Origin of the sequence: Paramicrobacterium fandaimingii, from assembly GCF_011751745.2 — a bacterium.
Classification (GTDB): domain Bacteria; phylum Actinomycetota; class Actinomycetes; order Actinomycetales; family Microbacteriaceae; genus Paramicrobacterium; species Paramicrobacterium fandaimingii.
Genome location: NZ_CP061170.1, coordinates 500,744 through 523,218, shown reverse-complemented (window position 1 = coordinate 523,218; position 22,475 = coordinate 500,744). Strand labels below are relative to the sequence as shown.

Sequence of the window (22,475 nt, the reverse complement as noted above, 5' to 3'; positions counted from 1 at the left end):
GAAACGATTCATCCCCGACCCCTCGGAGCCCGATCAATGCCGATCCCTGATGTCCCGCCGATACTCGAGTTGCGCGACGTGCGAAAGACCTTCGGGTCGGTCGTTGCCCTCGACTCAGGCAGCCTGACGCTTTACCCCGGGTCAATCCACGCGGTCGTCGGCGAGAACGGTGCGGGCAAGTCGACGCTCGTCAAGGTGGTCGCCGGTGTGCACCGCCGTGACTCAGGTGCCGTCACGCTCGCCGGAGAAGACGTCGACTTCGGGTCGACAGCCGAAGCGAAGAACGCCGGGGTTGCCGTCATCTACCAGGAGCCGACGCTCTTCCCCGACCTCACCGTCGCGGAGAACGTCTTCATGGGCCGCCATCCGGTGGCGGCAGTGGGAAAGATCGACAGACGCACAATGAACAGCGAGACTGCGAAGCTGTTTGACCGTCTCGGCGTCTCAATCGACCCGACTCGCATCGCGCTAGGTCTCTCGATCGCCGACCAGCAGGTTCTCGAGATTGCCAAGGCCATCTCTCTTGATGCGCGCGTGCTCGTGATGGACGAGCCCACCGCTGCACTGAGCGGGGTCGAGGTCACGCGCCTCTTCACGATCGCCCGCGCCCTTCGCGACGAAGGCCGCGGGCTCGTCTTCATCTCGCACCGGTTCGATGAGATCTTCGACCTCTGCGACACCGTGACCGTGATGCGCGACGGGGCATACGTGTCTACGCACAGCATCGACGCGGTCAGTCCGGCAGAGATCGTCACCCTCATGGTCGGCAGAGACGTCGACACGCTGTTTCCCAAAACGGAGGGAACAGGGCCAGGAGACATCGTGCTCTCGGTCGAGGGGTTGACCTCGCCCGGAGTCTTCTCAGACGTGAACTTCACGGTTCGCGAACGCGAGATCGTCGGTCTCGCGGGACTCGTCGGCGCGGGCCGAAGCGAGATTGCCCGTGCGATCTTTGGAATCGACAGCTACACCGAAGGCGTCATCCGCGTGGACGGCAGCGTGCTCGCGCGCGGAAATCCGCGCAAGGCGATCAAAGCGGGAATCGGCCTCGTACCCGAGGACCGCCGCCAGCAAGGGCTGATCGTCGACATGTCCGTCGCGCGCAACATGACACTTGTGATCCGACGCGCACTCGCGCGGTGGGGCCTCATGTCGAGCGGCCGGGAGTACGCGAAGGCAGAAGAAGGCGCGGCCAAGCTCCGCGTCAAGGCCGGAGACCTCGACAGCGAAGCCCGCACGATGTCCGGCGGAAACCAGCAGAAGGTGGTTCTCGCCAAGTGGCTCGAAACGAATCCGAGACTGCTCATCGTCGATGAACCGACGCGCGGAATCGACATCGGCACGAAGGCAGAGGTGCACCGTCTGCTCGATGAGCTTGCCCAGCAGGGCATGGCGATTCTCATGATCTCGTCAGAGCTTCCCGAGGTGCTCGGCATGAGCGACCGCGTTCTCGTTGTGCGCGAGGGGCGCCTCACTGCCGAACTCAGCCGGGCTGATGCCACGTCTGAAACCGTCATGACCGCAGCGACGCGAACGGAGGACGCCGCATGAACAGCCTGACTGCCCTCGTCAAGCGGCGCGAAACCAGCGTCGCTCTCGCGGTGATCGTCGTGATCGTGATCGCCACGCTCTTCAACTCCAACTTCGCATTCGGCTCAGACGGCTTTCGCAACCTGTTGCTCACGCCGTCGATTCTCGTTCTGCTCGCCATCGCTCAGGCCGTCGTCGTCATCACCAGGAACATCGACCTCTCGGTCAGCGCGGTCCTTGGTCTCTCGGCATATGCCACTGGGCGCATGTTCACTGATTGGCCGGACGCGCCGACGATCCTGGTGATTCTGCTCGGTGTGCTTCTCGGCACGGGACTTGGCGTCATCAATGGTCTGCTCGTCAGCGTCGCCAAGGTTCCGGCTCTCGTGATCACACTGGGAACGCTCTACATCTATCGCGGCATCGACATTGCCTGGGCGGGGTCAACGCGCATCAACGCGTCAGACCTGCCGTCGGACTTCACAGCCATCGGCACGGGGTCGCTCTTCGGCATCCCATGGCTCACTGTCATCGCCCTCATTGCCTTCGCCGTGCTCGCCTACTACCTCGGCTATATGCGTTCCGGGCGCGATCTCTACGCGATCGGGTCGAATCCGGATGCCGCGGAGCTCTACGGTCTTCCCGTCGCACGCCGTATCTTCGGAACATTCGTGATCTCGGGAACGCTCTCCGGCATCGCCGGCGTGATGTACGCCGCACGGTATGCGACTGTGAGCGCGACGGCGGGCTCCGGAATGGAGCTCGACTCTGTTGCCGCTGCAGTCATCGGCGGTGTCGCGATCTTCGGCGGGAGCGGAACCGTGCTCGGCGCCGCACTCGGAGCCGTGCTGCTGTCGACGATCAATCGCGCACTGCCCACCGTCGGCATTCAGGACTTCTGGCAGCAGGCCGTCGTGGGCGCGCTCATCATCGGCGCCATCGTGCTCGACCGCGTTCTCTCGCTGCGCACGCAGCGCGCGGTCTTTCGAGAGCGACAATCCGCCGGTGCCGAACGTGAAGGAGTCAGCTCATGACGCGCACGCTCGAGAAGACAACGTCGCTGCCCACGGCTCCGCCTACTGCAGCGCGACTTCGCACATTGCTGTTCGGCCGGTCAGCGGCGATCATCGCTCTGCTCGTGATCGTGTGGATCGTCGCCTCAGTGAGCGTTGACAACTTCACGACTCCGAACACGCTGTACTTTCTGATCCTCGACGTCTTCCCCGTTCTGCTCATCGCACTTCCCATGACCTTCGTGATCATCACAGGCGAGATCGACCTGTCGGTCGCGAGCATGGTCGGACTGTCGAGCGTGACGATCGGCGCCCTCTTCCAGGCCGGGGTTCCGGTTCCGGCAGCGATCGTCGTGGCTCTAATCGTCGGCGTGATCGGCGGCGCGCTGAATGGCTTCCTCGTGACGACTGTTGGACTTCCCTCACTTGCGGTCACGATCGGCTCGCTCGCGCTCTATCGCGGCATCGCCGTGGGAATTCTCGGAACCACAGCCGTCACTGGTTTTCCCGACGTATTCGGCGACCTCGTCAAGGAACGGCTCTTCGGACAGGGAACGGCGATCCCCGGCATTCTCATCATCTTCATTGTTCTCGCGATCATCGCTGTCGTGATCCTGCACGCTACAGGGATCGGGCGAAGCACCTATGCCATCGGGCTCAACAAGGAGGCGTCGGCGTTCTCTGGAATCGACGCCGGTCGCCTGAAGTTCTGGTTCTTCGTCGCGAGCGGCACGGTCTCCGCCCTCGCTGGAGCGTTCTGGACGCTGCGCTACGACTCGGCGCGTGGCGACAACGCCATGGGGCTCGAACTCGTGGTCGTTGCCGCGGTGCTGGTCGGAGGCGTCTCGATCTTCGGCGGCCGCGGCTCGCTCATCGGAGTCATTGCCGGGGTGCTCGTCATCGGGGCCCTGCGCAGCGCGCTGCGCCTCGCCGACGTCTCGTCAGACGTCATCAACGTCGCGACAGGGCTCTTGCTCGTCGTGTCGGTGATCGTGCCCTCGATCATCTCGGCCGTCTCCCGGTTCGCCGAGCGAAGACGCGTTGCCGCGGCAGCATCCTGACCCTGAACCATTCCCTGCACCCCACCAAGAAAGAAGGACGAACAATGACGTTGTTCAGCAAACGCTCCCGATCGGGCATGGCGCTGATCGCGCTTGCCCTCGGAGTGACACTTACCGCAACAGCCTGCTCCGCCAGCGATGGAGGATCCGAGGGCGGTGGTGACGGCGGAGGCGACTCCTACGACATCGCGTTTCTGCCCAAGAGCCTCGGCAACCCCTACTTTGAAGCATCGGATGCCGCGGGTCAGTCTGCCGTCGAGGGCTTCGGCGGTACCTACAAGGAGGTCGGCCCGACGGAGGCGACGGCCGACGGCCAGGTGACGTACATCAACACGCTCACGCAGCAGAGCGTCGACGCGATCGTGCTCTCGGCAAACGACCCAAACGCACTCTGCGACGCTCTCGGCGAGGCACGGGATGCTGGCGTCGCCGTCGTCACGTTCGACTCCGACGTCGACCCCGAGTGCCGTGATCTCTACGTCTCGGCATCAAACGCCGAACTGATCGCGAAGAAGCAGGTCGACCTGATCGCCGAGCAGATCGACGGCGAGGGCCAGATCGCGATTCTGTCTGCCGCCGCCAACGCGACAAACCAGAATGCCTGGATCGAGGAGATGAAGACGTACCTCGACTCCGAGTACCCTGACATCGAACTCGTCGACACTGTGTACGGCAACGACGACGACCAGACATCGTTCGACAAGACGGAGGCGCTGCTGTCGACGTACCCCGACCTGAAGGGCATCATCTCGCCGACGACTGTCGGCATCGCGGCAGCCGCGCGCTACCTGTCGACGTCGGACTTCAAGGGTGAAGTGGCTTTGACCGGTCTCGGCACTCCGAATGACATGCGTGAGTACGTCGAAAACGGCACAGTCACCTCGTTCGCCCTGTGGAACCCCGAAGACCTCGGCATCCTCGCCGCCTTCGCGGCAAAGGCGATGATCGACGGCGACATCACCGGTGAAGAAGGCGACACCTTCGAAGTGGAGGGCCTCAGCACCGATCAGACGTCGTACGAAGTCGGTGCCGATGGCATCGTCACGCTCGGCGATCCGTTTGTGTTCACCGCAGACAACATCGACGACTTCGACTTCTAGTCGTCACCGATGCGCCGGCGGCCCGCACAACAGGTCACGGCCGCCGGCGCATCCCCCATACTTACGTCACACAAGGAGCAGAACCAATGTCAGATCGTTTCGATGCGATTGCCCCGGAGCTCGCCAAGCAGGCCATCGAACTACCGTCGTGGGCGTTCGGCAACTCCGGCACCCGGTTCAAGGTGTTCGGCACGCCGGGCACGCCCCGCACCGTTGAAGAGAAGATTGCGGATGCTGCGACAGTGCACCGCTTCACCGGTCTTGCTCCCGCCGTTGCCCTGCACATCCCGTGGGATCAGGTTGACGATTTCGCTGCGCTTCGCCGCTACGCCGCCGAGCACGGTGTCGAGCTCGGCACGGTGAATTCAAACACCTTCCAAGACGACATCTACAAGTTCGGTTCGCTCACGCACTCTGACCCCGCCGTGCGGCAGAAGGCGATCGACCACCACTTCCGGTGCATCGACGTCATGGATGCGACCGGCTCGCGCGACCTCAAGATCTGGCTCGCCGACGGCACAAACTACCCGGGGCAGGCTGACATCCGTTCGCGACAGGACTGGCTGCACGAGTCCCTTCAGACGATCTACGGGCGTCTCGGCGACGACCAGCGCATGGTTCTGGAGTACAAGTTCTTCGAGCCGGCGTTCTACCACACAGATGTTCCCGACTGGGGAACCTCCTATGCCCAGGTGAGCGCGCTCGGCGACAAAGCCAAAGTGTGCCTCGACACCGGCCACCACGCTCCCGGAACCAACATCGAGTTCATCGTCGCGCAGCTGCTTCGCCTCGGAAAGCTCGGTTCATTCGACTTCAACTCACGCTTCTACGCCGACGACGACCTCATCGTCGGGGCGGCCGATCCGTTCCAGCTGTTCCGCATTCTCATGGAGGTCGTGCGCGGGGGCGGCTATGCCAACCCCGACGTGGCGTTCATGCTCGACCAGTGCCACAACGTCGAAGACAAGATTCCCGGCCAGATTCGCTCGGTGCTCAATGTGCAGGAGATGACGGCGCGGGCGCTCATGCTCGACCGGGATGCTCTTGACATCGCGCAGAGCGAGCACGACGTGCTCGGGGCGAACGGCATCGTCATGGACGCGTTCTACACGGATGTGCGCGGCGATCTCGCTGACTGGCGCGAGTCACGAGGACTCCCTGCCGACCCCATGGCCGCCTATGCGGCATCCGGCTATCAGGAGAAAATCGCGACAGACCGCGTCGGCGGAACCCAATCCGGCTGGGGTGCCTGAACGGCCGGCGAGCCTGACCGCCCAACTGCGCCTTCGACATCATCGACTTCTCTGGAGAGAAAATGACTAACGCCACAGCCGCCGAGCTCATCGCACGCAGCAATCGGCTCGGCGCCGACCCGAAGAACACCAACTTCGCCGGGGGCAACACCTCGGCGAAGGGACTCGAGACCGACCCCGTCACGGGCGACGATATCGAGCTCATGTGGGTGAAGGGCTCCGGAGGCGACCTCGGCACACTTGTCGAGAAGGGCCTCGCTGTGCTGCGGGTTGACCGGTTGCGTGCCCTGCAGAACGTGTACTCAGGGCTTGACCGCGAAGACGAGATGGTTGCCGCGTTCGACCACACACTGTTCGGCAAGGGCGGAGCCGCGCCGTCGATCGACACCGCAATGCACGGCCTCGTCGATGCAGCGCACGTCGACCACCTGCATCCGGATGCCGGCATCGCGATAGCGACGGCTGCTGACGGCGAGCGCCTGACCGCGGAGATCTTCGGCAACACGGTTGTGTGGGTTCCATGGCGCCGCCCCGGCTTTCAGCTTGGCCTCGACATCGCCACGATCAAAGAGCAGAATCCGGATGCTGTCGGGTGCATCCTCGGCGGACACGGCATCACCGCCTGGGGTGCGACGTCAGAAGAATCAGAGAAGAATTCGCTCTGGATCATCGATACCGCGTCGCAGTACATCGCAGAGCACTCGAAGGCAGAGCCATTTGGAACCGCTCTTGCCGGTTACGAGGCTCTGCCCGAGGCCGAGCGGCGTGCCAAAGCGGCGGCGCTCGCACCGGCGCTGCGTGCCGTGGCATCCGCCGACCGCCCCGTTGTCGGCCACTTCACCGATTCCGACGTTGTTCTCGATTTTCTGAGTGCGGCCGAGCACCCGCGACTCGCCGAGCTCGGCACCAGCTGCCCCGATCACTTTCTGCGAACGAAGGTGAAGCCGCTCGTGATCGACCTGCCTGCCACGGCAAGCGTCGAGCAGATTCTCGAGCGCCTTCCTGAACTGCACGAGCAGTACCGTGCCGACTACGCCGCCTACTACGACCGCCACGCGACGGAAGACTCCCCCGCGATGCGCGGCGCCGACCCGCTGATTGTTCTCGTGCCTGGGGTCGGCATGTTCAGCTACGGCAAAGACAAGCAGACCGCGCGTGTTGCCGGCGAGTTCTACGTGAACGCGATAAACGTGATGCGCGGGGCCGAGGGCCTCTCGAGCTACGCGCCGATCGATGAGCGCGAGAAGTTCCGCATTGAGTACTGGGCACTCGAGGAGGCGAAGCTGCAGCGGATGCCGAAACCCAAGCCGCTCGCGACGCGCATCGCACTCGTCACCGGCGCAGCATCCGGAATCGGCAAGGCGATCGCCACGCGACTCGCTGCTGAAGGTGCCTGCGTCGCCATCGCCGATCTCGACATCGAGAAGGCGCGCGCGGCGGCAGCCGAGCTGGGGAACACAGACGTCGCGATCGGCATCGCCGCCGACGTCTCGAACGAGCAGGCAGTGAAAGCGGCTATCGACGAGACGGTGCTCGCGTTCGGCGGCCTCGACCTCGTTGTGAACAACGCGGGGCTGTCGCTGTCGAAGTCGCTGTTCGAGACGACGGAGAAAGATTGGGACCTTCAGCACAACGTCATGGCAAAGGGGTCGTTCCTTGTGTCGAAGCACGCCGCACGCGTGCTCATCGACCAGCAGCTTGGTGGCGACATCGTGTACATCTCGAGCAAGAATTCCGTGTTCGCCGGGCCGAACAACATCGCGTACTCGGCGACGAAGGCCGACCAGGCCCACCAGGTGCGCCTGTTGGCGGCGGAGCTCGGGGAGTACGGCATCAAGGTGAACGGCATCAACCCAGACGGCGTCGTGCGCGGCTCGGGCATCTTCGCATCGGGATGGGGCGCCAACCGCGCCAAGACGTACGGAATCCCTGAGGAAGACCTCGGCAAATTCTATGCACAGCGCACCATTCTCAAGCGCGAGGTCGTGCCCGAGAACGTCGCCAACGCCGTGTTCGTGCTGTGCACGAGCGACCTCGACCACACGACAGGGCTGCACATTCCCGTTGACGCGGGAGTCGCGGCGGCGTTCTTGCGATGAGCGCGCGAACCATGGTGCGCCGCTGCGGACATTGTGCCGGGGTATGCCCGTGCACAACGTCCGTAGCCATGCACGATTCGGGCGGCAGGGTCGCATGAGCACAGCAACTGTCGCCGCTGTCGATCTCGGGGCATCGAGCGGACGCGTCATGCTCGGTCACCTCGGGCCCGATGAGCTGCGGCTCGACGCCGTCGCGCGCTTCGCCACCGGATCGGTCGCGCTGCGCGATGGGCTGCACGTCAACGTCGTCGAGCTGTACCGGGCGGCGTCCGAGGGGCTGCGCACCGCAGCATCCGTCGCCGATGACATTGCCTCGATCGGCATCGATGCGTGGGCTGTTGACTACGGTCTGATGCGCGACGGCCGGCTGCTCGGGCTGCCGTTTCACTACAGGGACGGCAGAACGGATGCTGCCGTCGCCGACGTGCACGCGTCGACGCCGTTTGCCGAACTCTATGCCGCGAACGGGCTGCAGTTTCTGCCGTTCACCACCCTGTACCAGCTTGCCGCCGATCGCGCGGCCGGGTACCTTCACCTCGCCGACCGCGCGCTGCTGCTCCCCGATCTGCTGGCGTATTGGCTCACGGGCACCGTCGCGGCCGAGGTGACGAACGCATCGACGACGGGCCTGTTGCGTGTCGACGGAAGCGGGTGGAACGACGAACTCATCGAGCGGCTGCAGTTGCCTCGAAGCATCCTTCCTCCCCTCGTGCGCCCGGGCGAGACCATCGGCCACGTCACCGGAACGGGAGCTAACGCAACGGGTCTCGACGGCGTTCCTCTCACCGCCGTTGGCTCGCACGACACGGCCTCCGCCGTTGTGGCTGTGCCGATGGCCGACGCCGACGCGGCATACATCAGCTGCGGAACGTGGGGGCTGGTCGGCGTTGAGCTCGAGCATCCTGTGCTCTCCGACGCCGCACGCGAGGCGAACTTCACAAACGAGGGCGGCGTCGACGGGCGCGTGCGCTTTCTGCACAACGTCATGGGGTTGTGGCTGCTCTCGGAATCGGTGCGCGCGTGGGAGGCAGAGTCAGCGCAGGCGATCGACCTTGCCGCGCTGCTTGGAGCCGCGGCCGCCGTCACCGATGTGCAACCTGTCTTCGACGCGAACGATCCTCGGTTTCTGCCTCCGGGAGATATGCCATCGCGCATCGCCGGATGGCTGGCAGAACGCGGGCTCGCTGTTCCGCAATCCCGTGCGGCAATGGTGCGGTGCATCGTCGAGAGCCTCGCTGATGCTTTTGCCGACGCGGTGCTCACGGCTTCCGAGCTGTCGGGGAAGGCTGTGACCGCGATCCACATTGTGGGCGGCGGCTCGCAGAACGAGCTGCTCTGCCAGCTGACGGCGACGCGTGCCGGCCTGCCCGTGCGTGCTGGCCCTGTTGAAGCCACGGCGATCGGCAATGTGCTGGTGCAGGGCCGCGCGATCGGCGCCGTAAACGGCAGTCTCGACGCGTTGCGCGACCTGGTTGCGCGCACGACCTCGCCTCGCCGCTTCGACCCGCAGCGCACGTTCTGACCCCTGACAGCGAGCGCAGGCACGCGTATCGTTGCCAGCATGAGAGCACAACGAACACCGACCATGGTCGCAGCTGCCGCCGCGGTGGCGCTGGGCCTGACACTTGCCGGGTGCACAGGGCCGACGGGCTCGGCACCGAACGACGACGGAACATCAGCCGCGACCGAGTCGGCAGGGTCTGCCGACGGCGGAAACGGCGTTCAGAAGGGCGCGGATCTCGCGACAGCCGAGTTTGCCGTGAGCTGGCGCGACGCTGTCGACATTGCGAAGGACGGGTTCCCCGGGGAGCTGACCGAGATCGAGCTGAACTGGCATGGCGATAGCTATGCATACACGGTCGAGCTTCTGTCGGAGAGCCATGAGCATACGGCGGTCGTGGATGCCGCAACGGGCGACGTCGTCGAGAACAGCGGCGAGGCCGTTGAGTCCAGCGACATGCCCGAGAAGCGCTCAGAGGTGATCGAGTACGAGGGTCTTGTCCCCTGGGACGAGGCGCTCTCTACCGCGCTCGACGCCCAGAACGGCGCGGTCAACGAGTGGAAGCTCGAGGGAACGCCCCGCGGTCCCCTGTGGCAGTTCGACATCGGCACGGGGTCCGGCGAAGATGCCGAGGTGACCATCAACGCCGAGACCGGTGAGCTGATCGAACACGACAGCTGAACAGCGCAGCTCCGTGTGCCCCAACCGCTGACATGTCACGCACAGCCCGCAGACGGCGGCGCCTCCACCCCGAGCGATGACACCGCCTCGACGACTGACAATAATGCTGCACTCGGAACCGGTCAGAAATCGAGAAGTCACGAGCCCTCCGCACAGCTAGCGTGAAGAACACACAATCCGACACGGCGACAGGGAGCAAAAGCGATGAGCGAGTCGAAGAGAGGTGCAGGCGGCTTCTCCGACGAGGAGCGGGCAGCGATGAAGGCACGGGCTGCAGAACTCAAAAATGAAGCGAACGCCAGCAAGAAAAATAAGAAGGCTGCCGAAGAGCTCGATGTGCTCGACAAGATTCAGTCGATGGCAGACACCGATCGTGCGGTGGCAGAGCGCATCCACTCGATTGTCACTGAGACGGCACCGGAGCTCTCGCCCAAGCTTTGGTATGGGCAACCCGCCTACGCGAGAAACGGCAAAGTTGTTTGCTTCTTCCGCAGTGGAAACACTGACAAACAACGCTACTCAACGTTCGGGTTCGCTCCTGAAGCGAACCTTGACGACCCCAGCGGCCTCTGGTCGACCTCGTACGCGGTCACTGAGCTCACCGTCGGGGCCGAGAGAGCCATCGCCGAGCTCGTCAGGAAGGCAATGTCCTGAGGCGCGGGCACTGCAACGGTAGGCTCGACCCATGACTCAGCGCCTCGTCGTCAGCACGCCCGGTAATGCTCTGCGAAAGATGGTCGGCGAGGTGCCGGCAGGCGTCGAGATGATCCGCTGGGACATGGAGGGGCCCGCGCCGGTCGAGCACATCGACATCGCCGTCGGCCCGTACATGGGCGGCCCTCAGCCACTCGCACACCTCGAGTCGGTGACGACGCAGCTGGTGCAGAGCCAGTCCATCGGGTACGACGGCGTGCGCAGCTATCTGCCCGCCGACCGCACATTCGCCAACGCGGCATCCGTTCATGAGGCGTCGACGGCCGAGCTCGCGATGGCGCTGGTCCTCGCGTCTCAGCGCGGCATCCCCGACTTCGTCCGTGCGTCGACGAAGGGCGTCTGGGCTCCCGCCCGCTACGCCAGCCTCGCAGACCGACGCGTGCTGATTGTTGGGTACGGCGGAATCGGCGCTGCCCTTGAGCGGCGCCTCGACGGCTTCGAGGCCTCGGTCACCCGTGTCGCGCGCACCGCTCGCGACGGTGACACTGGCCGCATCCATGGTTTCGACGAGTTGCCGCAGCTGCTTGCTGACACCGAGATCGTCATTCTCTCGGTTCCGCTCAACGACGAGACAACGCACATGGTGGATGCCGTGTTCCTCGCGGCCCTGCCCGACGGCGCGCTCGTCGTCAACGTTTCCCGCGGTGCCGTCGTCGACACCGAGGCGATGCTCGCCGAGGCACGCACGGGGCGCCTCCGCTTCGGCCTTGACGTGACCGAGCCGGAACCGCTGCCCGACGGCCACGAGCTGTTCTCTCTCGACAGCGTGCTCATCTCGCCGCACGTCGGCGGCGCCTCAACGGCGATGCTCCCCCGTATGGCGAAGCTGCTGCGCAGGCAGATCGATCACGCGCTGGCAGACGAAGCGTTCGAGAACGTGGTCATTGCGCCCGAGCCCCGCTAATCGCGCACGCGCACCGGAGGCCGAGTGATCGCGGAGCGCGCAAAGAACAGGGCGAACCGAGCGACAGTACGCAGCCGGCGTGCACGCGTGAAACCATGGCCCCTCATCGACGCCAGAAGGCCGACAAGATCTCGAGTTCCCATGAACAGCTCGGCGTCGCGCACGTCGTTCGTATCTCCCGCTGTCGCTGACCCAATGTTTGTGCGCAACCTCGTCAGCCCGCCCAGCAGCCCGAGCGGCGTGCGCGACGACACAGACTTCGTCCCGATCAGCGTTCGCGCATCGCCGCTAGCGTCGGTGAACTCAAGCTCGTAGATCATGGCTTCGTCCCGACCGTCGGGAAACAGCGACAGAGTGCCCCACACGGAGACGTCCGTCGCGATATTTTCGGCGTCGACGGTGCCCGTCACCCGGAGCGTGTGCGTCGGGTCTGCCAGAAAGCCGTCGATGCTCGGTGCCTCGACGTTCAGCTTCAGGGTGACGCGAGGGCGCGACGACCGCGTCGTCAGCATCCTCTCGGCGAAGTGAACGCCTCCTCCGCGCGTCGATGTGCGAAGGTCTGCGGCAAAAAGTGCAGCGTGATCCTCTGGAACCGCAGCGGGCGTGACCTCGCCCCACTCAGGAGCGCTCCACTCGGGCTTCCCCGAACTCCGAATGAGGGTCTCTACCGATCGCTCGGCCACAGCGAGAATCGTCGCCGACGGGTTCACTCCCGTCGACGTCGGCAGCACCGATCCGTCCATGACATAGAGGCCAGGGTAGCCGTGAACCTCCCCCGCCTCGTCGACGACATCAGTATCGGGATGCTCCCCCGCCCTGATACCGCCGAGCGGATGCACCGTCGTGGTCCGCCGAAGGACAGACCACGTGAATGGGTTGTACAGCCGTGCCCGCAGCACGCGCTCGAGGAACGGACCGACCCGGCGCTGGGAGCGGTAGAGGCGAGACTGCCACCGGTTGCGCCAATCGAGCGTCACGCTTCCCCAGCGATTGAGACGCAGAGTGCCGTTCGCGGAGTCGTGTCCCATGGCCAGAACTGTGAAGATGCGCCCCCGGTCGGGCGCCGCCCTCCGTCGCCTCCACCACTCGCGCGCCCTCGCGGCCGGCATCACGGCATCGAGAAGATCGTGAACAGCACGCGGAAACGCGCCGTCCTGCACCTGAAACCAGACGGTGCCTCTGCCTTCGGGCACATCGATGATCGTGCTCGTCGTGATCGTCGGCCCGGTCGTCATATCTCCGTCGGGCGCCTTCAGCTCGGCCAGTGTCAGAAAGTCCCCGTTCCCCGAGAACCCAGCGCCCAGGTGGGACGACAATCGAGGAAGCGTGCCGTGCACGTCGCGTGACCGCAGAAGCAGCTCAGTCGTCGCGACGGCTCCGGCTGCGAGAACGACGCGGGGGGCTCGCCATTCGCGGGGAGGGGATGTTTTGTTGGTCGGCGTGCTCGTCGTCACCACGTACTCGCCGTCGCGCGGCTCGATGCGCGTCACTTCGGCATCTGTGACGGCCGTTGCCCCCTCGCTCTCCGCGACAGCAAGGTAGGTGAGATCGAGACTGTTCTTGGCACCGTGGTTGCAGCCGATCACGCATTCGCCAACGAACGTGCACCCGCGTTGCATCACCCCGTGCTTGTTGGGCCGCCATGCTTGCGGATCGCCGAACGTCACGGCGAGGTTCGGCCGTATTGTCGCGTCACCACGGTTGCCGTCGCGCATGTGACGTTCGATCAGCTCAGCTCGCGGCGGCACGCGCCCGGTCGTCGGGTCTGTCCCGACGGGCGAGACTCCCAGCATGTGGGCCGCGAGATCGTAGTAGGGGTCAAGCTGTCGGCGCCGCAGTCGCGCTGGCCAACGCTCGTCGAAGGCGCGATCGAACGGACGTGCAAACACGTTGGCGTACGCGAGCGACCCACCGCCCCACCCGGCAGCCTGCACCGTCAGCATGCGCCCGAGCCAACGGATGCTGTAGAGACCGCGATCCACGCCCCACAGCCAGCCGTCGTCGATGCGGGGGCGACGCGGGAAGCTGCCCGGCTTCCACCGGCGACCGCGTTCGAGTACCACGACGGAGAATCCTGCCTGAGCAAGGCGCGCTGCCGCGACCGCACCGCCGAATCCGCTCCCGATGACGATGACGTCGGCGCTCTGCTGCTCTGTCACGTTTGCCACCTAACACTCACGATCCGCTGTCGTCAACTCCCGACGACTCCGAGCGAAGCCGCTCTGATACTTTCTCAACTTTTTTCTCAAAAACTCTTGCGCTTGGAGAGAACATACCCATATTCTGTAAAGCTGTCGTTCATCTGACGTAACGACAAGCAGAGAGGAGGCGACAATGATTATCGCAATTGCCCAGAGTGAACAGGGTGCAGCAGGCTATGTCCTCGGCGATCTCATGCGCCATGCCTCTTGCAGGAACGCATAATCGCTAGGGGCCTCCCCCTTCTCTGAACGTCCTGTTCTGAGCGCCGCTTAAGGCGCCGTCTATCCTGTCTGCCCACGCGGGCACAGGTCACGTTCACGCCGGTCGGGCACCTCTTCGTGCGGGCCTTCTGACCGGCTCACCCCTCGCGACGTTCGTCGCGCCCTGACGCCCATGCGCCGGGGATCTTCAGCGCGCCCGCACGAGTTCGAACACCACCGAAAGAATCACAGTGAATACATCAGCACAGTCCACCGTTCAGACGGAAGAAACCGTCACACCGGTCGAATCCTCGCATCCGCCGAGCACTCGACCCCCGACCCATGATCATCCGCCGCAACGCACGCGACGGCAACGTCGCACGTCGTGGCTCAGCCGACTCGTCGCGCGGCTGCGTCGCCCGCGGTTCGAAACCGACCTGCACACGGCGCGCCAGAACGAGCTCGATCGCGTGCAGCGCGAAGCAGCGCATGCTCGCGCGCTCGTGTACTTCGGCGGATTCCGATGACCGGATGCTGCGAGGCAGCGCCCCGTGCACTGCCTCGCACCCCGCATCCAGCCGCGTCACGGGCAAACGGCGGCAGGTCCTTCCGGCGCAGAGTTGCGCTTACCTGAAGAGTGAGTGTACAGTCACTCATATGTCCACACGCAGCTCGACTCTCTCGACGGCCGAAAGCCGACGCCCCCTCGTCGCGGAAGCCGCACTCACGGAATTCTCCCGTGGCGGATTCCACGGCACGACGGTCGCACGCGTCGCTCGCACCGCGAAGATTTCGCCCGCCTACGTCTTCAAGCTCTTCCCGAGCAAGGAGAGCCTCTTCGTCGCCGCCCTCGAGGCCTGCTTCACTGAAATTCTCGGTGCCCTTGAGCACGGGGCGGACGGCGCCCCCGAGCAGAAGCCCCAGCCGATCTTGGACGCTATGGGTGGGGCCTACGCCGAACTCATTGCCGACCGTCGCCTTCTCATGCTGCAGGCACACGCGCAGTCGGTCGCCGACATCCCCGAGGTCGGCGACGCTCTCCGCGCTGGACTCAAGAGCATCACCACATTCGCCAAGAGCCGTTCTCGCGGCAGCGATGACGCGGTGCAGAACTTCGTGGCGTACGGCCAGCTGTGCCACCTGCTCGTCGCGGCTCGCATCGACGAGCAGAAGGCGCCCTGGGCAGAAATCCTCTCCCACGGAATCCGCCACCCGAACTGACCCGCACGCCGTCACCGTCGACGTCGTCGCATTTTGTTGCCCACAAGAGTGAGTGACTGAACACTCTATTTGAAAAGGAGGAGACATGACCAACGAGATCACCATGCGCTGGATCGCCCTGATCCCACTCGCGCTCATCGCTGTCGCGATGTTCACGCAATGGCAGTAATACCCGTCGCCCATCAAAAAGGAGAACGCAATGACATCCAACACCGAATCCACCAGCGCGGCTGCTCACAACGCTCGGTTCCGCTGGACCGGCGAGAAGACCGCCTGGTGGATCGTCTTCGGCGCCACGACTCTCGGCATCATCCTGATGCTCGGTCTCTGGAACTAGATCCCGTGCGTCGTCGGGGTGCGTCCAACCCCGGCGACGCACATCACCGATATTTGTGAGCACCGCTCACCTCGATCCGAAAGGACACCAACCATGTCTGCAACCGAGGTCGTCGAACCGACGACCGTTCGAAGCTCCCGGCGCTGGGTCGCGCTGGGATTCCTCGCGTTGGCGCAGTTTCTCGTCGTGCTCGACGCCTCGATCGTCAACATCGCCCTCCCCGTCATCGGCGACACCATGCACATGGATACCGCGGCGCTGGCGTGGGTCATCACCGCGTATGTGCTGCCTTTCGGCGGACTCCTGCTGCTCGGCGGGCGCCTCGCCGACCGTTATGGGCACCGCCGCATCTTCGTTCTCGGAATCGTCGGGTTCGTGCTTGCCTCGGCGTTCGCCGGTCTGTCGCTCTCGGGCGGAATGCTGATCGCGGCACGCGTACTGCAAGGTGCATCGGCGGCGATGCTGGCTCCCGCCGCTCTCGCCCTGCTCACACACTTGTTTACACAGCCCGGTGAACGCGGCCGCGCGCTCGGCGTGTGGGGCGGAGTCGCCGGCATCGGCTCGGCTGCAGGCGTATTGCTCGGCGGCGTACTCACCGCGGCACTCGGCTGGCAGGCCGTGTTCTTCGTGAACGTGCCGTTCGGCCTCGCCATCATCGTGGCAGTCCCGATGCTGATCACCCCCGACGAGGCCGCGCAGACGAAGCGCCTCGACGTGCCCGGCGCAGCCGCCGTCACTGGAGCGCTCGTCGCCGCCGTCGGCGCATTGAGCGCCGCTGAGCAGGTCGGATTCGTGCATCCTCTACCCCTCACACTTGCCGCGGCAGCCATCATTCTCGCCATCGCGCTCGTGATGATCGAGCGACGCACGACCCAGCCGCTGATTCCACTCTCGGTCTTCCGCAATCGGAGTCTGACGGTCGGCAACATCGTGATGCTGTTTGTCGGCGCCGCGATGATCGCGCTGTTCTTCGCCCTCTCGATTTACATGCAGCAGGTGCTCGGCTATAGCGCACTCACCGCTGGGCTGACACAGCTCCCACTGGCCGCTGCGCTTGTCGTGTTCGCGGGAGTCACTCCCGTCGTCATCGCGCGCGTCGGCGAGAAGTCGGCACTCATCGGCTTCCTCGTCGTGCTTGCCGCAGGACTCATCTGGCTCGCGTTCGCGCCAGTGGATGCTGCGTTCCTGACGCAGATTCTCGGCCCGACCATTCTGATCGGCATCGGCATCGGCGGCGCCTTCGTCACGACAACACAACTCGCTGTGGAAGGCGTACAGGGAGGTGAAGCCGGCCTCGCGGGCGGGCTCGTCAACACGAGCCAGCAGATCGGCGGGGCGCTCGGACTCGCCGTTCTCTCGACGCTCGCTGCAACGCGGACGTCGGCGCTCACGGATGCTGGCGTCGCCACACCAGAGGCACTCACTTCGGGCTTCTCCTGGCTGTTCATCGGGGCCGCGGTGTTTGCGCTTGCCGGCGCGATTGCCGCAGGCTTCGCTGTCAGTCGCCGTGCGGAACGATGACCGTCTTGATGCCGCGCCCGGTGCGAATGTTCTCAAACGCACGCTCCCACTCGGCGATGGGCACGCTTTCGGTCACAAGCGGGTCGAGCGTCACAAGCTCCTGCTCCATGAGCGCCATCGCGCGGCGCCATGACGTGGGCGTCGACGCGAAACCGCTTGTCACCGTCAGCTCCTTGTACAGCACGGAATCGAGGGGCACCGTCACGTCGCGACCGAAGATTCCAACCTGAACGTAACGCCCGGCACGCTTCGCCGCGCTGAGCGCAAGGGCTGCGCCCGGAGCACTTCCGGATGCCTCGAGCACAACGTCGAAGCTCTCGGCATCCGGAGTCTCCGTTGTCGTGCTGAAGCCAAGATTGCGGGCGACCCGCAGCCGATCCGCGTCTTTCGGCAACCCCGCAAGAGTCACGCTGCCGCCTTGCGCACGGGCGACCTGAGCGCTCAGCTGCCCCATCGCGCCCGGTCCGATCACGAGCACCTCGTCACCCGGGTTCACAACCGGCGGATCGCAAAGGCACTGCGCGACGCAGGCGAGCGGCTCAGAGAGAACGGCGCCGATTCCGGCATCCGGACCCTGGTCGCTCGGCAGGGCATGAAGATTGCCGATCGGCACGACAACGTACGGTGCGAAGCCGCCGTTCTCGAACGAACCGATCGATCGACGGCTCGGGCACAGATTGACGGCACCGTCACGGCACCAATCGCAGCGCCCGCAGGTACTGTAGTACGTCTCCGTCGCAACGCGTCGCGACACCCAGTGCGCATCGGCGTCGTCTCCGACGGCATCCACATCGCCGAGAATCTCATGGCCCATGATCACGGGCGCCTCGGAGCCGTACTCATCGCGCGCAATATGGATGTCGGTGCCGCAGACTCCCGTCGCGACAACCCGCAGTCGTGCGAACCCCGGCTCGGGCGCCGGAACGTCGACCTCGCCGAGGCTGACGCCGGCTTCGCCTGGCGACTGCTTCATGACGGCGCGCATTCGCGACAGCATCCGGTTACCCCTTTGTCGCGCCGGCCGTGAGGCCAGACACGATGTACTTCTGGGCAAACAGCGCGATCACGATGATCGGCAGCGTCATGATGCACGCCGCCGCCATGATCGCGCCCCAGTCGATGCTCGCGTACGACACGAAGTCGAACACGGCGACGGGCAGCGTCTTCGTGTTGGCCCCTGAGAGCACGAGCGCGAACATGAAGTTGTTCCACGAGAAGATGAACGACAGGATGCCGGCTGTCGCGATGCCCGGAACGGACAACGGCAGCAGAATGCGCAAGAACGCGCCGATCGGCGTCAGCCCATCGACGAGCGATGCCTCCTCGAGTTCGATCGGCATTGAGTCGAAGAACGACATCATGATGTACACGCTGATCGGAATGAGAATGAACATGTGCGAGACGATCAGCACGCCGTAACCGCCGACCCAGCCGAGGTTGGCGAACACGTAATACCACGGCACCAGCAGGCTGACGCCCGGAATGATGCGCGCAAGCAGCACGAGCAGCGCCGACTTCTGCATGTTGAAGCGGCTCATCGAGTATGCCGCTGGCACCCCGATCAGCAACGAAATGCCCGTTGAGCAGAACGCCACCCAAAAGCTGTTCCAGACGAACCCGAGGTAATTGTCGTTTCCGAGAACGTGCGAATAGTTATCGAGAATCGGCGTGAAGATAAACGACTTCGAGGTGTCGTGAATGTCGACGTTCGTCTTGAACGACGCCATCACCATCCAGGCAAGCGGAACCAGAAATGCAAGAACGACGAGCACGATCATCGTGCCGCGGAAGGCGCTGTAGGCTCTCCGCCGCGCGGGTCGCTTGTGCCTCACGGGAACCGCCTGCCCAGAATTCTTCTGTGTCATCGTTGTGCTCACAGCTTTGCCCCCTTACGCCGGAACGTCAGTAACCACATCACGAACAGAATCATCAAGAAGAAGATGATCAGAACGGCGGATGCTGTTCCGAAGTCGTTGTATTTGAAGCTCAGTCCATACACGTAGATGTTGAGCGTCTCGGCCTCGTGGAATGACCCACCGCCCTGACCCTTCACGACATAGAGCAGGTCGAATGTCTTGAGCGCGTCGATCGAGCGCAGCAAAACGGCAACGAGCACAACCGGCCGAAGCAGCGGAAGTGTCACGAACCAAAAGCGCTGCCAGGCGTTTGCTCCGTCGATGCGCGCCGCTTCGTCTGGCTCGTCAGACAGCGACGTCAGCCCGGCGAGCAGAATGATCGCGATCATCGGGGTGAACTCCCAGATGTCGACGAACATCAGCGTCGGCAGCGTCGTCGCCGGTTCAGAGAACCACGGTTGCGGGGGTATGCCCACCCAGCCCAGAAGCCTGTTTGCAAAGCCGATGTTCGGGTCGAAGATCAGTCGCCACATCATCGCGATGGCGACGGGAGTTGCGACAAAGGGCAAAAGAATCGCTACGCGAACCCACTTCTGCGCCTTGAACGGGCGCCACAGCAGAAGCGCAATGCACATTCCCGCGATGAGCTCTACCGCGAGTGCACCGAACGTGAAGACGCCCGTGCGCAATGCGGCGGGCCAGAAGCGATCGACGTCTGTCAGCACGTCGAGGTAATTCTCGAACCCGATGAAATCGGCGGGAGAACGCACGGATCCCTTGGCATCCGTGACGCTCAAGTACAGAGTCCACCCGATCGGAAAACCGATCAGGATGGCGGTGAAGATCATGGCGGGGGCGGCGAAGATCCATTTGCGACGGGCGTTCACCCACCGTGAGAACCGTTCTTTGCCCGAAAGCTGGTTCAGCGACGTCGTTGTCATTCGTCTCACTCGTTCATATCGGCGAGGGGAGAGCGGATGCTGGCACTCGGAGTGAGCACCAGCATCCGCCGCCTACTTCAGTGTCAACTACTTCTCGGAATCCAGGAGTTCCTGGAACTTCTTGTTCGCAGCGTCGGCCGCGGCATCCGAGTCGCCACCGGTGATCGCCTCGACGATCGGGGCGCCGACGATCTCGCGTGCCTCGGCAACGCCGACAACGAGCGGCCTGTCGTTTCCGACGCCGTTCTTACCGTTGACGTTGATGGCCTTCGCAAGCTCCTCGGGGAAGCTGGAGGTGCCTTCCGGGTTCTCCCACACCGAGGTGCGGGCGCTCGGAACGCCTTCCTGCTGAATCGCCAGCGTCATCTCGGGGCTCGTCGCCCACTTGATGAACTTCCACGCGTTGTCCTGATTCTGCGATGCCGCGTTGATGCCGAGGGCCCACGCCGCCACGTTGTACGGCTTTGACCCTGCAGGCCCCTCAGGGAACGGTGTGAACCCAACCTGGTCACCGATCTTCGACTTGTCGGGGCTCACCACGTTCTCGTAGAGACTCGATGCGTCGATCCAGAACCCGGCGTTGCCCTGCGCGAAGATCGCCGCAGCCTCAGGCCAGCTCATGTCTGTGCTGATCTGGTCGGGGCCATAGTCGTGCAGCAGCTTGCCGTAGTACGCGTAGGCTTCCTTCGCCTCATCGCTGCCGATTGTCGAGTTGCCGTCGTCGTCTTCCCACGTACCGCCGAAGCTGTAGAGGAATCCAGAGAACTGCGTGACAGCGGCCGAGGCCTGACTGCGCATGACGATTCCCGCGACACCATCGTTGTCTTCCTTGATGGTCTTTGCCGCATTCATCAGCTCGTCCATCGTCGTCGGAACCTCAAGGCCCGACTTCTCCAGAAGATCCTTGCGGTAGTAGACCATCTCGTTCTCGGTGATCATCGGAACTCCGACGACCTTGTCCTCGTACGTGGTCAAGCCAACGGGCCCGGACTGGAAGTCATCCCAGTTCCAGTCCCCCGCGTCATTCACCTTGTCGGTGATGTCGGCGAAGTAGCCGCTCTGACCGAAGAGCTTTCCTACCTGCAGCGGTCGGTACATCATGACGTCGACGTCACTTGACCCTGCGTTGAGCTTCACCTTGTAGTTGTCGACGAGCTGATCTTCACTCAGCTGATTGACGACAACTTTGAGGCCCGATTCCTTCTCGAACTCCGAGATCTTCTTCGTGATCACGTCAGTCCAGACGTGATTGGCGAGGGTGACGTTGAGGGTCTTCGATCCTCCGTCGTCTCCACCACCGCCACTGCTGCAGGCGGTGAGTACGCCTGCGCTGAGCAGCGCTGCCGCGGCTAGGGCCACGACTCGCTTTGCCGATCCAAACTTCATTGCTTGACCTCCTGTGCTTCCTTGCACTGTGGCAGACACTGATGCGTCGTCAGTCTCTAGGGTATATACAATAAGTATTACGTATCAATGACGTGATCAAAACGTGACCGCAGGGCGTCACGGGGCAATGGAGCCGACATGCACATAGATCTGGGCGACAAGGTCGCCGTCATCACCGGGGCTGGCCGCGGAATAGGCCGGGATATCGCACTTTCCCTCGCTCGCGAAGGCGTGCACGTTGTCGCCTGCGACGTCAACAGCGATGACATCGCAAACGTCACCAACGAGCTCGCAGCCATCGATCCGCTTTCACTCGGATACACGTGCGACGTGCGCGACGCCGGCCGCATTGCCGAGCTGCTTGCCGACGCACACACGGCGCTCGGTCGCATCGACATTCTTGTCAACAACGCGGGCGTTGTCGGCGATGCGCCCATCGATGAGCTCGACGAGAGCACCTGGGACGTCATTCAGGATGTGAATGTGAAAGGCACGTTCCTCATGTGCAAGGCCGTGGCACCGTACATGAAGAAGCAACGCGCAGGCCGCATCATCAATGCGGCATCATTTGCCGCGATCTCGCCGCGCGTTCGCAGCGTCGCCTACGCCACGTCGAAGGCGGCGGTCGCCCACTTCACTCGAGGTCTCGCGGGTGAGCTGGGGCCGTGGAATATCACCGTGAACGCATATGCGCCAGGAATGATCCCCACACAGATGAATCACTTCGCCGAGCTCCCCGACGACAAGCAGAGCGAACTTCTCGACACCCTGACGCTGCGACGCTGGGGCAGTACGGACGACATCGCGAACCTGATTTGCTTTCTCGCCTCTGACCAGGCGTCATACATTACCGGGTCGCTCATCGATGTGAGCGGCGGCAAACTCGCTACGCAGATTCCATCAGAGGCATACCACACAGACTGAGACGTGAAGACAGCGGAGGAGGGAGACGGCG

20 protein-coding genes are annotated in these 22,475 nt (G+C 63.9%); 15 read left to right on the top strand and 5 right to left on the bottom strand.

Annotated elements, in window-relative coordinates; translation table 11 throughout:
- The first annotated feature begins 36 nt into the window (after positions 1-36).
- The 10 genes from HCR84_RS02550 (at position 37) to HCR84_RS02505 (ending at position 11,856) form a co-directional block, all read left to right on the top strand.
- Positions 37-1,551: a sugar ABC transporter ATP-binding protein gene (locus HCR84_RS02550; protein ID WP_166982394.1), complete on the top strand. Its 1,515-nt coding sequence runs from the start codon at positions 37-39 to the stop codon at positions 1,549-1,551.
- Positions 1,548-2,564 (top strand): ABC transporter permease, encoded by a 1,017-nt coding sequence (locus HCR84_RS02545; protein WP_166982396.1) that lies wholly within the window; start codon positions 1,548-1,550, stop codon positions 2,562-2,564. Before HCR84_RS02550 ends, HCR84_RS02545 begins: the two co-directional genes overlap by 4 nt.
- On the top strand, positions 2,561-3,604 hold the full coding sequence (locus tag HCR84_RS02540; RefSeq protein ID WP_166982398.1) for an ABC transporter permease: 1,044 nt from the start codon (positions 2,561-2,563) through the stop codon (positions 3,602-3,604). Before HCR84_RS02545 ends, HCR84_RS02540 begins: the two co-directional genes overlap by 4 nt.
- A 44-nt stretch (positions 3,605-3,648) precedes the next feature.
- Positions 3,649-4,704 carry a rhamnose ABC transporter substrate-binding protein gene (gene rhaS / locus HCR84_RS02535; protein WP_166982400.1) on the top strand — a complete coding sequence of 352 codons (1,056 nt, stop codon included), beginning with the start codon at positions 3,649-3,651 and terminating at the stop codon, positions 4,702-4,704.
- Positions 4,705-4,790: 86 nt separating this feature from the next.
- Positions 4,791-5,957, top strand: coding sequence for an L-rhamnose isomerase (gene rhaI / locus HCR84_RS02530; RefSeq protein ID WP_166982402.1), 1,167 nt, complete (start codon positions 4,791-4,793; stop codon positions 5,955-5,957).
- A 62-nt stretch (positions 5,958-6,019) separates the two neighbouring features.
- Positions 6,020-8,056 (top strand): bifunctional aldolase/short-chain dehydrogenase, encoded by a 2,037-nt coding sequence (locus HCR84_RS02525; protein WP_166982404.1) that lies wholly within the window; start codon positions 6,020-6,022, stop codon positions 8,054-8,056.
- Between the two features lie 94 nt (positions 8,057-8,150).
- Positions 8,151-9,578, top strand: a complete 1,428-nt coding sequence (locus HCR84_RS02520; protein ID WP_166982406.1) for a rhamnulokinase — start codon at positions 8,151-8,153, stop codon at positions 9,576-9,578.
- A 39-nt stretch (positions 9,579-9,617) separates the two neighbouring features.
- Positions 9,618-10,238, top strand: a complete 621-nt coding sequence (locus HCR84_RS02515) for a PepSY domain-containing protein (protein WP_166982408.1) — start codon at positions 9,618-9,620, stop codon at positions 10,236-10,238.
- Positions 10,239-10,442: 204 nt separating this feature from the next.
- Entirely contained in the window at positions 10,443-10,892 is a 450-nt protein-coding gene (locus tag HCR84_RS02510) for a DUF1801 domain-containing protein (RefSeq protein WP_166982409.1), read from the top strand.
- 31 nt (positions 10,893-10,923) lie between these two features.
- On the top strand, positions 10,924-11,856 hold the full coding sequence (locus HCR84_RS02505; protein WP_166982411.1) for a 2-hydroxyacid dehydrogenase: 933 nt from the start codon (positions 10,924-10,926) through the stop codon (positions 11,854-11,856).
- Here HCR84_RS02505 and HCR84_RS02500 read toward each other — a convergent pair.
- The gene (locus HCR84_RS02500) at positions 11,853-14,015 is read right to left on the bottom strand and encodes a GMC oxidoreductase (RefSeq protein ID WP_166982414.1); all 2,163 of its coding nucleotides are present in this window, start codon (positions 14,013-14,015) and stop codon (positions 11,853-11,855) included. The genes HCR84_RS02505 and HCR84_RS02500 overlap by 4 nt on opposite strands.
- 494 nt (positions 14,016-14,509) lie before the next feature.
- Here HCR84_RS02500 and HCR84_RS02495 point away from each other — a divergent pair, with 494 nt between their 5' ends.
- From HCR84_RS02495 to HCR84_RS02480, 4 genes are all read left to right on the top strand, one after another.
- Complete coding sequence (locus tag HCR84_RS02495; protein WP_166982416.1) at positions 14,510-14,785, top strand: hypothetical protein; 276 nt, start codon at positions 14,510-14,512, stop codon at positions 14,783-14,785.
- Between the two features lie 130 nt (positions 14,786-14,915).
- A complete protein-coding gene (locus HCR84_RS02490; RefSeq protein WP_166982418.1) occupies positions 14,916-15,479 on the top strand; it encodes a TetR/AcrR family transcriptional regulator in 564 nt (187 codons plus the stop codon).
- Positions 15,480-15,678: 199 nt separating this feature from the next.
- Positions 15,679-15,816, top strand: a complete 138-nt coding sequence (locus tag HCR84_RS02485; protein ID WP_166982420.1) for a hypothetical protein — start codon at positions 15,679-15,681, stop codon at positions 15,814-15,816.
- Positions 15,817-15,909: 93 nt separating this feature from the next.
- Entirely contained in the window at positions 15,910-17,337 is a 1,428-nt protein-coding gene (locus tag HCR84_RS02480; RefSeq protein ID WP_166982422.1) for an MFS transporter, read from the top strand.
- Here the strand turns inward: HCR84_RS02480 and HCR84_RS02475 are convergent.
- The 4 genes from HCR84_RS02475 to HCR84_RS02460 all read right to left on the bottom strand — a co-directional run bounded on the left by HCR84_RS02475 (position 17,315) and on the right by HCR84_RS02460 (position 21,520).
- A complete protein-coding gene (locus HCR84_RS02475; RefSeq protein WP_208322169.1) occupies positions 17,315-18,310 on the bottom strand; it encodes a zinc-dependent alcohol dehydrogenase in 996 nt (331 codons plus the stop codon). The two genes, HCR84_RS02480 and HCR84_RS02475, sit on opposite strands and share 23 nt — an antisense overlap.
- Positions 18,311-18,338: 28 nt before the next feature.
- Positions 18,339-19,202 carry a carbohydrate ABC transporter permease gene (locus HCR84_RS02470; protein WP_166982426.1) on the bottom strand — a complete coding sequence of 288 codons (864 nt, stop codon included), beginning with the start codon at positions 19,200-19,202 and terminating at the stop codon, positions 18,339-18,341.
- Positions 19,203-19,210: 8 nt separating this feature from the next.
- On the bottom strand, positions 19,211-20,134 hold the full coding sequence (locus HCR84_RS02465; RefSeq protein ID WP_166982428.1) for a carbohydrate ABC transporter permease: 924 nt from the start codon (positions 20,132-20,134) through the stop codon (positions 19,211-19,213).
- A gap of 87 nt (positions 20,135-20,221) precedes the next feature.
- Positions 20,222-21,520, bottom strand: a complete 1,299-nt coding sequence (locus HCR84_RS02460) for an ABC transporter substrate-binding protein (RefSeq protein WP_166982430.1) — start codon at positions 21,518-21,520, stop codon at positions 20,222-20,224.
- A gap of 138 nt (positions 21,521-21,658) precedes the next feature.
- On the opposite strand from HCR84_RS02460, the gene HCR84_RS02455 reads away from it, so the two are divergent.
- Positions 21,659-22,444, top strand: coding sequence for an SDR family NAD(P)-dependent oxidoreductase (locus HCR84_RS02455; RefSeq protein WP_166982432.1), 786 nt, complete (start codon positions 21,659-21,661; stop codon positions 22,442-22,444).
- The last annotated feature ends 31 nt before the right edge of the window (positions 22,445-22,475 follow it).

Excerpts from the sequence above, each read along its gene's own strand:
- HCR84_RS02550 (WP_166982394.1), top strand. The coding sequence starts at position 37 with ATGCCGATCCCTGATGTCCCGCCGATACTCGAGTTGCGCGACGTGCGA.
- HCR84_RS02545 (WP_166982396.1), top strand. The coding sequence starts at position 1,548 with ATGAACAGCCTGACTGCCCTCGTCAAGCGGCGCGAAACCAGCGTCGCT.
- HCR84_RS02540 (WP_166982398.1), top strand. The coding sequence starts at position 2,561 with ATGACGCGCACGCTCGAGAAGACAACGTCGCTGCCCACGGCTCCGCCT.
- rhaS (WP_166982400.1), top strand. The coding sequence starts at position 3,649 with ATGACGTTGTTCAGCAAACGCTCCCGATCGGGCATGGCGCTGATCGCG.
- rhaI (WP_166982402.1), top strand. The coding sequence starts at position 4,791 with ATGTCAGATCGTTTCGATGCGATTGCCCCGGAGCTCGCCAAGCAGGCC.
- HCR84_RS02525 (WP_166982404.1), top strand. The coding sequence starts at position 6,020 with ATGACTAACGCCACAGCCGCCGAGCTCATCGCACGCAGCAATCGGCTC.
- HCR84_RS02520 (WP_166982406.1), top strand. The coding sequence starts at position 8,151 with ATGAGCACAGCAACTGTCGCCGCTGTCGATCTCGGGGCATCGAGCGGA.
- HCR84_RS02515 (WP_166982408.1), top strand. The coding sequence starts at position 9,618 with ATGAGAGCACAACGAACACCGACCATGGTCGCAGCTGCCGCCGCGGTG.
- HCR84_RS02510 (WP_166982409.1), top strand. The coding sequence starts at position 10,443 with ATGAGCGAGTCGAAGAGAGGTGCAGGCGGCTTCTCCGACGAGGAGCGG.
- HCR84_RS02505 (WP_166982411.1), top strand. The coding sequence starts at position 10,924 with ATGACTCAGCGCCTCGTCGTCAGCACGCCCGGTAATGCTCTGCGAAAG.
- HCR84_RS02490 (WP_166982418.1), top strand. The coding sequence starts at position 14,916 with ATGTCCACACGCAGCTCGACTCTCTCGACGGCCGAAAGCCGACGCCCC.
- HCR84_RS02485 (WP_166982420.1), top strand. The coding sequence starts at position 15,679 with ATGACATCCAACACCGAATCCACCAGCGCGGCTGCTCACAACGCTCGG.
- HCR84_RS02480 (WP_166982422.1), top strand. The coding sequence starts at position 15,910 with ATGTCTGCAACCGAGGTCGTCGAACCGACGACCGTTCGAAGCTCCCGG.
- HCR84_RS02475 (WP_208322169.1), bottom strand. The coding sequence starts at position 18,310 with ATGAAGCAGTCGCCAGGCGAAGCCGGCGTCAGCCTCGGCGAGGTCGAC.
- HCR84_RS02470 (WP_166982426.1), bottom strand. The coding sequence starts at position 19,202 with ATGACACAGAAGAATTCTGGGCAGGCGGTTCCCGTGAGGCACAAGCGA.
- HCR84_RS02465 (WP_166982428.1), bottom strand. The coding sequence starts at position 20,134 with ATGACAACGACGTCGCTGAACCAGCTTTCGGGCAAAGAACGGTTCTCA.
- HCR84_RS02460 (WP_166982430.1), bottom strand. The coding sequence starts at position 21,520 with ATGAAGTTTGGATCGGCAAAGCGAGTCGTGGCCCTAGCCGCGGCAGCG.
- HCR84_RS02455 (WP_166982432.1), top strand. The coding sequence starts at position 21,659 with ATGCACATAGATCTGGGCGACAAGGTCGCCGTCATCACCGGGGCTGGC.